This is a genomic window from uncultured Marinobacter sp. (genome assembly GCF_963974375.1).
In the GTDB taxonomy this organism is placed as follows: domain Bacteria; phylum Pseudomonadota; class Gammaproteobacteria; order Pseudomonadales; family Oleiphilaceae; genus Marinobacter.
This window is the reverse complement of the sequence record NZ_CAXBDN010000106.1, coordinates 1-13,279: the sequence shown is the minus strand read 5'-3', so window position 1 is coordinate 13,279 and position 13,279 is coordinate 1. Positions and strand designations below refer to the sequence as shown.

The window sequence follows — 13,279 nt, the reverse complement described above, 5'->3', positions numbered from 1 at the left end:
CAAGCATGTTGGTGTGACTTTCCTGGCAATGTACTGGTTTCAGCCCAATAGTTTTTCAGGGAGCGGGCAACGTCAATCAGACCCTCATAGGTCACCGGTTTTACAATGTAGGAACTGGCGCCGGTGTCGTAACAGACAGCGATGTCCCGGGGATCGCTGGAGGTGGTCAGTACCACGATGGGCAGCTTGCGCAAGGCCGGGTTGCTTTTCAGCTCGACGATGACCTCATGGCCGTCTTTACCCGGCATGTTCAGATCCAGCAGGATGAGATCCGGCAGACTATTGAGGCTCAGGGCCTCACTCAGGCCCGACAGCAGGTGGTTGCCATCCTGGAAAAAACTGAGTCGAACCGGTTCCTGATCTTCCGCAAAGGCATCTCCGATCAGCAGCCGGTCATCCGCATCGTCGTCGGCAATAAAAATATGGATAGGATCTGCATGTCTCATACCGTGCTGCCTTTTTCTGTCAACTGCGCCTGGTAAGCATGGTCAGCGGTTTGTCCGGATTCCGGTTGAAACGAATCCGGAAACAGGCTCCGTGACCGGGATTACCCACAGCAGAAAGGGTCGCGCCATGGCGGTCAGCAATTTTGCGGACAATGGCGAGACCGATTCCGGTTCCTTCGTATTCGTTCCTGTTGTGCAGCCGCGCAAAGGGCTGGAACATGCGCTCTGCGTACTGCTGTTCGAACCCCGTGCCGTTGTCTTGAATGACCAGTGTCCAGCCGCTTTCATCGACATCTTCACAGTACACCTCAATCACCGGAGTCGCATCCGCACGCCGAAATTTAATGGCATTGCTCAACAGGTTCTGCAGCAGCTGTCGTAGCTGGGTGGCGTCACCCTCAACATCCGGCAACGGCCGGGTGCGGATGTCAGCGCCACTGAGACTGATGGTGGCTTCCAGGTCCTGGCACACCTCGAGGAGGAGCTGGTTCAGATCACAAGGGGTCATTGGTTGCGCCCGGGTCGCGACCCGGGAGTAGGCCAGCAGGTCCTGTATCAGGCTTTGCATCCGGCCGGCGGCGGACTGCATCCGCTTCAGGTAATCCTGTTCCCGTTCGTCGAAATGCTGTGGATCACGCATCAGCCGGTCACCGAAGGTCTGGATCTTGCGTAGCGGCTCCTGCAGGTCGTGGGAGGCCACAAAGGCAAAATCCTGAAGCTCCCGGTTGCTGCGCTCCAGTTCCGCCAGGGTATTTTCCAGCGCAAGTTTGGCCTTCTTGCGTTCGTTGATACTGCGGAAATAGACGGCGATACCATCCTCGGACGGGTAAGCGTTGACTTCACACCACAGGTCGAGAGGCTCGAAATAGGCTTCGAAAGCCTGTGATTCACCGGTAGCCATCGCCGCCCGGTAGTGCTCTTCGAACGGGGTGCCAATGGCCTCGGGAAAGACCTCCCAGACGTTCCGGCCAAGCATGTCCACCCGTGACCGTTGCAGTAATTCTTCGGTGCGGTGATTGGCAAAGGTAAAGGCCCAGTTCTCGTTCAGGGTAAAGAATGCGTCGGTGATACTTTCGAAAATGCGGGACTGACGTTCCGCCAGCTCACGAATGCGCTGACTGGCTTCCTTACTGGCGGATATGTCCTGGAATGCACCCTGAAGGCGACTGACTCGTCCGTTTTTTCCGTAAACAGCTCTCCCAATACCTCTGACCCAGCGCAGGCGGCCCTGTTTGGTGGTGATCCGGGCCTCGATATCGAAAGGAATGCCAAAATCAATACAGGCCTGGAGCGCGTTTTCAATAATCGGGCGGGTTTCAGGCGTGTAATAATCGAGTGCCTTGTCCATGGGCGGTATCTGGCCGGGGGCCAGTTCATGAATTTCGCACACTCCATCAGACCAGCTGACCTGGCCTGATTCTACGTCCAGCATCCAGCCGCCGAGGCGACCGGCCTGCTCGGCTATCTTCAACAGGCTTTCGCTCTGGCGGAGCTGATCCTGCACGGATTTTTCGTGGGTCACGTCCCGGGCAGAGCAGTAGATCAGCTGGTCGCTGCTGAGGTTTGCATTAAGCCTCAGCCAGTGCGGGCTGCCGGACTTGTGGAATACCCGGAATTCAAGGTCTGTTACGGTAAGTCCGGCCAGTAGCTGACTGATGGCATCGTGGATGATGAGATGGTCGTCTGGATGGATCACCTCGAGATAGGCGCTGCCAATCAGTTCGTCATGGCTGTAGCCAAGCACGCTCAGAAAGGCCTGATTGACTTCGATAAAGCGGTTGTCCAGCGAGACAATACAGAACATTTCCGGTGTCACCGAGAAGAAGGCTTCCCGTTGATGGGTCAGCTCTTCTGCTTCCAGCTGTGCACTGATATCCCGGCCGACACAGAACAGGGTCTGGTCGGCTTCCGACCAGCGGGATTTCCAGGTCAGAGTAACGATACGGCCGGACCGGTGGTAATAGCGGTTACGGAACTGACGATCTTCACGAACACCTTCTTTCATCAGCTCCTGCACCGCCTGCCGGCTCGGGTCGCGGTCTTCTTCCACGATAAAGCCAAGGCTCGACTTGCCCAGCAGGTCTTCCGGGGCGTAACCGAGAATGGCCTCACTGGCGGGGCTGACAAAGCGGAAACGTCCGTTCAGATCAATGGAACACAAAAGATCGTTGCTGAACTCGATAATACCCTGATTGGCCTCCCGCAGCTGGCGTTCCCGCTCCAGATAATGCGCCAGTGCCCGGTTGCTCTCGGCCAACTGACGGTTACGGTTGCTGGTCATCAGGCCCAGTGTTCTGCTGAGCATCAGCAGGCCGGTCAGGGCAAGGCCGCCGAACAGCACCAGAAGTTCACTCAGGTATTCGTTAAATACCGCGGCTTGCAGCGGCTCCGCCACAATGAACCGCCATTGGCGATCGTGGTGCAGTTCAAAGTCCTCCTGCCAGAGCACCTGTTGAGGCTGTCGAGCACTTTGTCCGGGTGCCTCCCGGGCGGTGTCGTAGAGAACACGGCCCAGCTCTTCAATCCGCATGGTCAGATTTCCGGTCAGGCGTTGATCAAGCCAGGCCAGGGATTGCGACCAGTCGCTGACGGCAATCAGGTTCCAGCGACGGTCGCCGGCCAGCTCAACCGGCGCCGTTACCAGCGCATAGGGGGTTCCACTGGGCGCCGGATGGGAAGCACTGGTGTGGGGTGTCCTGCTTTCGCGGATGTGTTGCAGCCACGGGGCATTGGCAGGATCAGACAGAAAGCGGTTGAGCCATGATCGTGCTTCCGGGTGCCTGGAGCGGACCTGCATGGGTTGTTGCGCACTGTCCAGCACACCGATCAGTTGCAGGTGCGGCAGGTCCTCCAGATAGCTGGACACCTCATGCTCCCAGAGCTGCTGCGGGACTTCGCCTTCGAGGTTCGCAATACGCCCGGCCAGACGGGCAATCAATGCCTGCTCTGACCGGTAGAGGTCAAGAATGCCCTGAACGTTCTGGGCGGCCAGCAGCTCGGCACGACGAATCATATCCCGCGCATGACTCTGATGAACCAGCTGCCAGCAGCTGACGGTCAGGGTGACGCCTATAAGGCCGGCAATGGCAACAGAGCGCTGGCTATTGCGGTTCGCCGGTGGATTGAGGTGCCTCAGCAGGGGTAAACCGATGCCCATCATCATGGCGGTCAGAGCCGTCACCGGGATGAATTCCGGTAACTGACCCAGCTGAGCCCACGAGGGCAGCGAAACAAACGGTGAGGGAAAGTTGACCAGCCCCAGCACAAACAGCAGAAGCCCTATCAGCAACAGGACCGGCTCCGGGCATTTGCGGAGCCCCTGGAGCAGGAACCCCACAGCCGCCAGCAGCGTGGCTGCCGGTATGGCGGGAGACAGCCCCGACAGGCTGCCGTCCCCGGGACTCGGGGGGACCGCTGTCAGGCTCCGGCTCAGCGCCCAGACCGAAACCAGCAACAACGGCACCGCCAACAGTCGTACTCTGGCGGATCCGGCGTAGACGGCCACCAGCACCATGATGCCTGACAACCCGGCCAACACAATGCCGCTCACCGGAGTGTTGTAATAGCTACTGTCAGGGTTCGACAAGTACCAGGAAACCGTCAGCGCAATGCTGATGGCCGACAACGTCAGCCCCAGAATCAGCAGAACGCAGAGTGCGATGGCTTCCCGGTAACGCAGCTCAGTCATGGTAAGCCTGTGGGCCCAGCAGACGGAGAATCTCTTCGGCGGTGGTGACCCCGGCCTCGATTTTCCGGAACGCGTCGTCGAGCAGCATCAGCATGCCCTGATCCCGGGCAATGGTTTCGATCTGCATGGCACTGGCGCCGTTGGTGATAGCGGCTTTCAGTGATTCGGTGATGGTCAGTACCTCATGGAGTGCAACCCGACCCTTGTAGCCCTTGTGGCAGCGCCCGCAACCCTTTCCCCGGTAGTGTCTGATGTTGGCATCGACGAACTGGGGCCCGAGCTGGGCCAGCACCTCTTCAGGTTTTTCCACCTCGGTTTTGCAGTGGGAACAGATCCTGCGGACCAGGCGCTGGGCAATGATGGCCTCGAGTGCCGACGCCAGCACAAACGGTTTGAGGCCGAGATCCAGCAACCGGGCCACGGTGGCGGTGGCAGAACTGGTGTGCAGGGTGGAGTACACCAGGTGCCCGGTCATGGCGGCGTGAAAGGCGACGTCTGCGGTTTCCTCGTCACGGATCTCGCCCAGCAGTATCACGTCGGGATCCTGGCGCAGGATGGCCCGCAGCACGTCCGCAAAACCAAGCCCGATGCGGTCCTTGACCGGCACCTGGCCGGCCATGTCCACATGGAATTCCACCGGGTCTTCGATGGTGACGTAGTTGCGCTCGGGGGTGGCGTTATGCTGCAACAAGGCATAGAGCGTGGTGGTTTTACCACTACCGGTGGGGCCGGTGGCAAGGATGATGCCCTGGGGCTTGGCAATGACGTGCATCAGGCGTTTCAGGTTATGCTCGGACAGCCCCAGATCTTCCAGCGACTGGGCCGATGACTGGCGCTCCAGCACCCGCATGACCACTTTCTCGCCATTGATGGTGGGCAGGGTGGAAATGCGCAGGTCGACAATCCGCATCGGTGTCTTGACCGTGATACGGCCATCCTGGGGCCGACGGCGTTCGGTAATATCCAGCTCCGCCATGACCTTGATGCGGGACACCACCGACATCAGCAGGTTGTTGGGAATCTGGATCTTGTCCTGCAGAACGCCGTCAATACGATAGCGCACCACCAGGGATTTGGTACGGGGGTGGATATGAATGTCACTGGCGCCCAGGCGCAGGGCCTCGAGAATGATACCGTTCACCAGCCGTATCGCCGGGGGCTCCTCGGAGCTGCCCAGTAGCTGTTCCAGCGACTCGCTGTCTTCATCGTCCAGCATGATCTCGATCCCTTCGTAGGGATCGTCGGTGCCGACAATGGTGGATATTTCATCGATGGCGTGTTCTGACTGAGGGCCAAAAATTTCGGTGAGCTTGGCCTGCATCTGGCCCACTTCGCAAAGCAGCGGATGGATGGTCAGACCGGTCATGAAGCCCAGTTCATCGATCAGGTTGACGTCCATGGGGTCAACCATGGCCAGCCTCAGCCGCTTGCCCTGTACCCGCAATGGCAGGATCAGCTGGCGGGTGCAGACTTTCTGGGGCACCAGTGATAACAGGGTGGTATCCGGCTGAAATTCCTTCAGGTCCACGGTCTCGAACAGCAGGTCGTCCCGCAGCAGTTCATGGACTTTCTGGAAATCCACCCAGTCATGTTTGAGCAACTGGCGGATAACCGGGGTTTTCCGGCTTTGCATTTCCCGGTGCAGTTGCTGGATCTGCTGGGGATTCAGCCAGCCTTTCTTGTGCAGCATGATGGCCAGCTGGCTGCGATTGGTGGCGCCGAGCTTGGCAATGGTGTCCAGGTCTTTGGTCTGTTTGCGGTTGAGCTGTTCCAGTTCACGGGTCTTGCGAATCAGCTCGTACTGTTCCAGGGCCAGCGCAATGGTCAGCCGCAGATCGTCATCGTTCCAGGGTTTCAGAATAAACCGGTAAACCGCGCCATCCTTGATGGAGCCCATGACCGCGTCGGTGTTGGCATGACCGGTCAGCATGATGCGGATGATCTGGGGCCAGCGCTCGCGGACTTCTCGCAGCAGCTCGCTGCCGTTCATGCCGGGCATCATGAAATCGCTCATGATCAGTTCGACGGGCTGTTTTTCCAGAATCGACAGGGCCTCGGCGGCGCTGCTGGCAAACACCAGTTCGTAATTCTCACGCTGGAACACCCGCCGTAAGGCCGCCAGGATGTTGGGTTCGTCATCCACCAGCATGAGCCGGTAGGGTTGTTTCCTTTCAGCCACGGGCGCCTGATCCCGGGTATCGGCGGGCTGGTCTGAAAACAGCGATGCGTAACGTTTGGCCATGAGTCTCTCTGCTCAGCTCTGCGCTGAAGAAGGTGGTCGCGTGGGCAACAGTATAGTCACCCGGGTGCCAGCCTCCTGCCGGCTTTTCAGCTTGATCCGGCCCTTGTGGGCCCGCACCGTATCCCGCACCACCGTCAGCCCGAGCCCGGTGCCTGAGCCCACCGGGCGGGTGGTGAAAAAGGGGTCGAACACATGGCCCTGAGCCGACTCTGCAATGCCACAGCCGTTGTCCTGAATGATGATGCCGACGCTGTCGTCATGGACCAGGGTTTTGATGATCACCCGGCCGTTGCTGCCGATGGCCTTTGCGGCGTTGTCGAGCAGGTTGTAGAAGGCCTCCGATAACCGTGCCGGATTGCCGTAGATATCCGGAACCTGACCGTAGCGGGTGTCGATAGTCAGCCGGCTTTCGGTGTGGCTGGTTTGCAGAAGGTGGCTGGCGGCTTCCAGCAGCTCATTGATGTTACACAGGGTATATTCGGCATGATCAATGCTGGAGAAGGTCTTCAGGTCGGTCACGATGCTGGCAATGCGGCGGGAACCGTCGGTGGATTCCTTCAACAGGTCGCGGAAATCCGCCAGCAGCTCCAGGGTTGCGTCGTCTTCCGGAAGCTTTTCGGCCAGTTCTTCCAGATAGTCGCCGGCCACCTGCAGATTGCTCTTGATAAAGCCGATGGGATTGTTGATCTCGTGGGCAACGCCTGCGGCAAGATGGCCAATGGAGCGGGTCCGGGCGTTTTCATAGAGCTCCTGCTGGGCCTGCTGGATGGTGTGAACCTGCTGGTTCACGGTTTCCTGGAGGCTGTCGGACAGGGCGCGGTAGCGGGCTTCCGAGGCTTTCAGCGCCTCGTTCTGCCGTTGCAGTTCGGCGAAGCTGGCTTCCGTGGTGTCATGGTGCAGATTGGCGGCCAGCTGGTAGCGGGCCACAAAATAGAGCACGAAGGATACCAGCTCGGTGGCCGCCCTGAGGCTGGCCGGTTCTGCCGAACCACTGAGCCAGGCCACGGTTTCCAGATTGAATTCAATGGGTAACGCTTGTGGCTGAGGTTCGGTATGCAGCTCAATCCGGGCCTGGCAGAGCGCGCCCAGGGTGCGTGCAAGACGCTCGATCTGGTCACCCGAGAGCAGATCCCCGAGCTTCGGATCGTCCTCAAAGTTAAGCATTGCTGGCCTCATTGGCACTGAGCTGAGTGACAAAGATGTCGCGGCTGATGTCATGACGGGCTGCCAGACCGAACTCCGCATCCACCTGAGCGTAGAGCCGGTTCAGCAGCACCCGGAAGGTTTCCACCACGCCGTCGCCATGCAGGGCACTGGCCATCTGCAACGGGCTCCAGGGGGTGCTGGCCCAGCGTTGCTGCAAGGTTTCCTCTTCGATGATGTCGGTCATGTCCCGTTTGTTGAACTGGACCACCAATGGCAGGGTGTCGATTTCCAGCCCCACCTTTTCCAGATTCTCCTCCAGGTTGCCGAAGGCGATGGCGTTGCTATCCTGTTGATTGCGCTGGGAATCCGCCACAAACACGATGCCGTCGGCCCGGGACAGCACCGCTTTACGGGTACTGTCGTGCTGAACCTGGCCGGGGACGGTATAGAGTTTCAGGCGCAGATCCAGGCCGCTGCTGCCCCGCAGACCGATGGGCAGCATATCGAAAAACAGGGTGCGGTCGTCCCGGGTTTCCAGCACCATCAGCTCGCCCTTGCGTTCCGGCATCAGCAGGGTATGCAGTTGCATCAGGTTGGTGGTCTTGCCGCTCAGGGCCGGGCCGTAGAACACCACCTTGAGGTTGAGCCGGTTGTCTTCCGGAATAAAGTCCGCCATGAGGTCTCAGTGGGTATCGTCGATCAGAATGGAGCCATCACTGTCGCGGTTGACCCGGGTGATGCCAGGGTTCTCCTGTTCCAGCCGCATCAGTTCGCCGTCCCGTTGCCTCACCAGGGCTTTCTGACGCCGGATTTCCTCCACCAGCTCCCGGTTTTCGACCCGCACCCGGTAAAGATCCACCGCAGACCGTATGGCGGTTTCGATTTCATAGTCTTCCCAGGGCTTGGACAGGAACCGGTAGACCTCAGCCCGGTTGATGGCGTTGATCATGGATTGGCGATCACCATGGGCACTGAGCATCAAGCGGATGGCATCCGGTTGCCGCTGTCGGGCGAACTGCAGATAGGTCACGCCGTCCATGGTGGGCATCTGATAGTCGGAAACAATCACGGCGTAGGTGGTGTGGCGCAGCGCCTCGATGGCCTCTTCCGCCTGCGAAAAGGTATCAATCTCCCAGTCGCCCTTGCGTAAAAGACGCTTCAGTGACGAAAGAATGTTTTCTTCATCATCCACCAGCTGGATTCTGGTCATGATGGCTCCTCGGTGTCGTCCGGTCGATGGATATAAAGCCGGTAGCGGGTATTGTCGGGCTCGCCCCGTTCGAAGGTGATCAGTTTCTGGATCAATATCCGGCTCAGCTCTTTGCCTTCATTCAGCAGCAGCATGCCGGAGGCAGCATAGAGGTTTCGAGCCAGCACCATGCCCGGCGCCAGCTCCGCGGTGGTCAGGGTGAGCACCTCCGCTGCAAGGGGGTCGATATCCGGCCCCAGCCGTTCGCACATGGCAATAAAGGCTGAACTGAGTGAGGGGTCATAAAGCCGCTCACTCTGACGTTCCAGCAGCTTGAGGGCGTCGTCCCGGGGAACTTTTCTGCTCAGGATCAGACCGCATTGCAGTTCGGTCAGATCCACCGCCAGTTTCAGGATCTGGGCACCCAGCGGGATCGCATCACCCTCCAGCTGGTCCGGGAAGCCCCGGCCATTCCAGCGCTCCTGGTGGTGCCGGATCAGCCGGGCTGCTCCCTGCATGGGTTCCAGCGCCATCAGCAGCTGTTCACTCTCTTCCGGATAGTTCCGGTAGAGGTGGCTCTGGGTTTTGGACAGGCGGTCGGAGGGGGCCCGGATCATCTCATCGGACCAGCCCAGCTTGCCCAGGTTGTAGAGGGCCGCGGCCATGGCCAGATCCCGGCTGAGCTCTTCGTCAAGCTGCTGTTGTCTGGCGAAGGCCTTCACCAGAGCGATAACCCGGGTGTTGGGCTGAAGGTCTTTGGGCAGGCGCTGGGTGATCAGTGACGAAAATACCTCGGTGGTGGTGACATAGTGTCGCCGCAGCTCGCCGTAGGCGCTTTCCAGGGTGCTGGCTACCTGCTCCAGTTCTGCGGTGCGGGCCGTCACTTTATCTTCGAGGCTGGCGTTGAGAGTCTGCAGTTCCTGATTCTGCTGCCGCGTCAGTTTTTCCAGCTTCAGGCGCCGGCGTTCCGAATACTGATAGGCAAACGCCTGGTGAATGACCATTTTCAGTTCTTCGTCATCCCAGGGCTTGCTGATATAGCGGTAGATCTTGCCATCGTTGATGGCCTTGATGGTGGAGTTCATGTCGGTGTATCCGGTCAGCAGGATACGGATACACCAGGGCCATTGACGCCGGATTGCGCTGAGCAGGGTAGGGCCATCCATGCCGGGCATGCGGGCATCGGAAATCACCATGTCGATGCGCTGTTCGGCGAGAATGGCCAGGGCCGCTTCACCGGACGCGGCCGTCACCACCTCGTAGGGTTCCTTGCGCAAAATCCGGTTCAGACTGCGGAGAATATTCTCCTCGTCATCCACCAGCAGCAGGCGCAGGTTAGGAGGCAACGGACTGCTCATGGTCAGCTCCCGTCACCGGACAGCGGCTGGACGATGGGCAGTCGTATGGTAAAGGTGGTGCCCTGTCCGGGCGTGCTTTCAACGCTGATCTGGCCATGATGCTTTTCGACGATATTAAAGGAAAGCGAGAGGCCCAGCCCGGTGCCCTTGCCCACCGGTTTGGTGGTAAAGAAGGGCTCAAAAATCCGGTTCAGATGCGCCTGTTCAATACCCTTGCCGGTATCGGCCACCTGAATAATCACGCAGTCGCCTTCCTGGCGGGTCCGCAGCGTTATGGTGCCGGCGGCTTCCATGGCGTGGGCGGCATTCACCAGCAGGTTCATGACCACCTGATTGATCTGGGAAAGAATACACTCCACCTCTGGCAGGTCACCGTAGTCACGAACCACCTCGGCCTTGTACTTCAGTTCGTTGTTGACCACGTTGAGGGTGGTATCCATACCCCGGTGTATATCGGCGGGACGGAATTCTTCCTCCTCAATATGGGAGAAGTCCTTCATGGCAGCGATGATAACCTTGACCCGTTCGATACCTTCCCGGGATTCCCTGAGCAGATCTTCCAGATCCGCGCGCAGGTAGTCGTAGTCGATGCTTTTGCGGATTTGTCGCAGGTCCTCCACCGACTGGGCGGTGTCTACCGCATCGGTGAGCCGGAACAGGTCCGTCAGGTAGCTCTGCAGGCTTTGCAGATTGGAGTAGACATAGCCCACCGGATTGTTGATCTCATGGGCAACCCCGGCGGCCAATTGGCCTATGGCGGCCATTTTTTCCGACTGCAGCAACTGTCGGTTGGCCTGTTCCAGTTTTTCGGAAAGAACATCGGCGGGTACTGGGGGCTGCTGGTCATCTGCCATCTTTAACCACACTTGCTAGGGGGATAGGCGCGGGATTCTGATACTGACAGGCAGTATAGGAGACAGTCGAAGGGTGTTTGGTAAAATTTGGTATCTGAAATGAAACTTCAGACAGGGTTGCGGCTGGTATACAGGTACAGGCGCCAGCCCAGCAGCAGCGCAGCAGACGCCAGTCCGGCGGTAACACCAACCCAGAAGCCGGGTGCACCCATGGCGGGCACGAATACATCGGTGAAGGTCAGCACGTAACCCAACGGCAGACCGATGCCCCAGAACGAGAACAACATGATGAACATGGGAATACGGGTGTCCTTGTAGCCGCGAAGAGCGCTGATGCAGGTTACCTGCATGACATCGGCAATCTGGAACACCGCCGCAAACTTCAGCAGAATCGTTGCCACCGCCTGCACTTCGGGGTCACTGGTGTACAGCCTGGAGATGGGGCTGGCCAGCAGGAACAGCCCGACCGCGTAAACCACGGCAATGCCGGCGGCCAGGATCAGTGAGCTGCGGGACAGCAGGTGCGCCGTCGACGAGGTGCGGGCGCCCACCAGAAAGGACACCCGCAGGGTCAGGGCGAGGCCAAGACTCAGGGGCACCATAAAGGTGAGGGAGGTCAGGTTCAGGGCAATCTGGTGACCGGCTACCACGATGGGCCCAAGGGGCACCAGAAACAGCGCAATCACCGAAAACATGCTGGCTTCCACGAAAATGGTGAAGCCAATGGGAATACCGATGGCCAGAATGTAGCGGATTTCTGCCCAGTCCGGTTTTACCCAGTCGGCCACCAGATGGAAGTGCCTGTACAGGGGGCTGCGGTTCAGATAGATCACCAGGGCGGTCACTGCCATCGCATTCGAAATGGCTGTCGCCCAGCCGCAGCCGATACCGCCCATGGCCGGAATGCCGAGGCCACCATAGATAAAAAGGTAGTTCAAAGGAAGGTTGATAAGGGTGCCGAGTACCGAGAATGCCATGATCACCCGGGTGTGCCCGAGGCCGTCGGTGAGCCCCCGCAGTGCCAGCATCAGCAACATGAAGGGTACGCCCCAGGCGAAGGCGTTCAGGTAACCCTCGGCGATGTCGCCGGTTGCGGCGTCCAGGTTCAGCATGTCGAACACCGGCCGGGCATTGAGTAGCAGCACAATCATCAGCACCGCGCAGCCCGCGCCAATGTAGAGCCCCTGCCAGGTGGCCGGCATGATGCGCTGCACATCCCGGGCGCCGTTGTATCCGGAGATGATGGGCTGAAGAGCCCCCAGTACGCCCATGAACAACAGGAATATCGGCATCCAGATGCTGCTGCCAATGCCCACCCCGGCAAGATCCTCGGCGCTGGCATGGCCGGACATGACGGTATCAATGACACCGTTGGCCATCTGGGCCAGCTGCGCGATCAGTATCGGGCCGCCCAGTATGCTGAGGGTTTTCCACTCGTTCAGTATCCGGGGAACAAGCGGGGCTCTGGTGTCTGGTGGCGGCTGGTGGATGTTGTCCGGCATGGGGGTTATTAACGACCTTGAAGCGTCAATTTCAGGAAAGCCGCCTACTATACACCCCGCGCATCAAAATGTGTGGGTGGGCTCACAATCCCGCAGACAGGGAATCGCTGCTGCAGGACAGGGCTGCCACATCCCGGTGGAGCTTTCCGGTTTCTTCCTCAAGATGCTGCCAGTGCTGGTCGTCGGCATGCCGCAACAGGTCGTGGACCAGCCGCACCAGTTGCGGCGTGTTCTGCTGCACCATGGAGCGGTAAGCTTCGCCCCGGTAGTCGTCATGATTGATGATGAGGTCTTCCAGCCGGTCCGGAAACCGGGGCCAGTGCCGCTGCGTCAGCAGGTCGGTGAAGGTCGCCTGCCATTGCGCGCGGCCCTGCAGCCAGATCCGGGTCTGGGTATCCCTGCCCTGGCGCCACTGGCTGATGATGCGTTTCTGATCCTCGTTGAGTGAACCTAGCCAGCGTTCTGCCCGTTCCTCAACGCGCTCGCGGGCGGCTTCCGGAGTGTCGTCCTCGAGATACTCCTGCTCAAGTTCCCGTTGGCTGGTGCGCAGGTTGTCGGTTAATTCCGCCACCTGCTCGTCACTGAGGCTGGCCAACAGGTGGGTGATGGCCGGCAGCAGCCGTTGGGTCACCGGCGGCACGAAGTCGACGGCCTGACTCTGGTGATAATGGATCCGCTCCCGGGACAGGTCGCCAGCTCGAATTTCGGCGCGCAGCTCCCCGAGCCAGCTACCGTAACGGGGAAGTTCCGACTCACAATGCCAGCTGCGCAGCTCCCTGAGGTCCCGCCGCAGATCCGATTTCTGTTCACCGGTCAGGCTGACGTAATCTTCTACCCACCAGACCACGCCCCGG

General features: G+C 59.4%; 10 protein-coding genes. All 10 read right to left on the bottom strand.

Features of this window, described 5'->3' with window-relative positions; genetic code table 11:
• Positions 1-446 (bottom strand): response regulator (locus AAC035_RS10685; RefSeq protein WP_339803706.1); only part of this gene is annotated, 446 nt, incomplete at its 3' end.
• Between the two features lie 19 nt (positions 447-465).
• Positions 466-4,134 carry a PAS domain S-box protein gene (locus AAC035_RS10680; RefSeq protein WP_339803702.1) on the bottom strand — a complete coding sequence of 1,223 codons (3,669 nt, stop codon included), beginning with the start codon at positions 4,132-4,134 and terminating at the stop codon, positions 466-468.
• On the bottom strand, positions 4,127-6,376 hold the full coding sequence (locus AAC035_RS10675) for an ATPase, T2SS/T4P/T4SS family (RefSeq protein WP_339803699.1): 2,250 nt from the start codon (positions 6,374-6,376) through the stop codon (positions 4,127-4,129). Before AAC035_RS10675 ends, AAC035_RS10680 begins: the two co-directional genes overlap by 8 nt.
• 12 nt (positions 6,377-6,388) lie before the next feature.
• The gene (locus tag AAC035_RS10670) at positions 6,389-7,540 is read right to left on the bottom strand and encodes an ATP-binding protein (RefSeq protein WP_339803696.1); all 1,152 of its coding nucleotides are present in this window, start codon (positions 7,538-7,540) and stop codon (positions 6,389-6,391) included.
• Complete coding sequence (locus AAC035_RS10665) at positions 7,533-8,198, bottom strand: GTPase domain-containing protein (RefSeq protein WP_339803693.1); 666 nt, start codon at positions 8,196-8,198, stop codon at positions 7,533-7,535. Before AAC035_RS10665 ends, AAC035_RS10670 begins: the two co-directional genes overlap by 8 nt.
• A gap of 6 nt (positions 8,199-8,204) precedes the next feature.
• Positions 8,205-8,732, bottom strand: coding sequence for a response regulator (locus tag AAC035_RS10660; protein ID WP_339803690.1), 528 nt, complete (start codon positions 8,730-8,732; stop codon positions 8,205-8,207).
• Positions 8,729-10,069, bottom strand: coding sequence for an HD domain-containing phosphohydrolase (locus tag AAC035_RS10655; RefSeq protein WP_339803688.1), 1,341 nt, complete (start codon positions 10,067-10,069; stop codon positions 8,729-8,731). Before AAC035_RS10655 ends, AAC035_RS10660 begins: the two co-directional genes overlap by 4 nt.
• A 2-nt stretch (positions 10,070-10,071) precedes the next feature.
• Positions 10,072-10,923 carry an ATP-binding protein gene (locus AAC035_RS10650; RefSeq protein WP_339803684.1) on the bottom strand — a complete coding sequence of 284 codons (852 nt, stop codon included), beginning with the start codon at positions 10,921-10,923 and terminating at the stop codon, positions 10,072-10,074.
• Between the two features lie 107 nt (positions 10,924-11,030).
• The gene (locus AAC035_RS10645) at positions 11,031-12,425 is read right to left on the bottom strand and encodes an MATE family efflux transporter (RefSeq protein ID WP_339803682.1); all 1,395 of its coding nucleotides are present in this window, start codon (positions 12,423-12,425) and stop codon (positions 11,031-11,033) included.
• An 82-nt stretch (positions 12,426-12,507) separates the two neighbouring features.
• The coding region (locus AAC035_RS10640) for a DUF6279 family lipoprotein (RefSeq protein WP_339803680.1) at positions 12,508-13,279 on the bottom strand (772 nt) is incomplete at its 5' end.

Bases quoted from the DNA above. Each gene is read 5' to 3' on its own strand.
- AAC035_RS10655 (WP_339803688.1), bottom strand. From the start codon at position 10,069: ATGAGCAGTCCGTTGCCTCCTAACCTGCGCCTGCTGCTGGTGGATGAC.
- AAC035_RS10680 (WP_339803702.1), bottom strand. From the start codon at position 4,134: ATGACTGAGCTGCGTTACCGGGAAGCCATCGCACTCTGCGTTCTGCTG.
- AAC035_RS10675 (WP_339803699.1), bottom strand. From the start codon at position 6,376: ATGGCCAAACGTTACGCATCGCTGTTTTCAGACCAGCCCGCCGATACC.
- AAC035_RS10645 (WP_339803682.1), bottom strand. From the start codon at position 12,425: ATGCCGGACAACATCCACCAGCCGCCACCAGACACCAGAGCCCCGCTT.
- AAC035_RS10650 (WP_339803684.1), bottom strand. From the start codon at position 10,923: ATGGCAGATGACCAGCAGCCCCCAGTACCCGCCGATGTTCTTTCCGAA.
- AAC035_RS10660 (WP_339803690.1), bottom strand. From the start codon at position 8,732: ATGACCAGAATCCAGCTGGTGGATGATGAAGAAAACATTCTTTCGTCA.
- AAC035_RS10670 (WP_339803696.1), bottom strand. From the start codon at position 7,540: ATGCTTAACTTTGAGGACGATCCGAAGCTCGGGGATCTGCTCTCGGGT.
- AAC035_RS10665 (WP_339803693.1), bottom strand. From the start codon at position 8,198: ATGGCGGACTTTATTCCGGAAGACAACCGGCTCAACCTCAAGGTGGTG.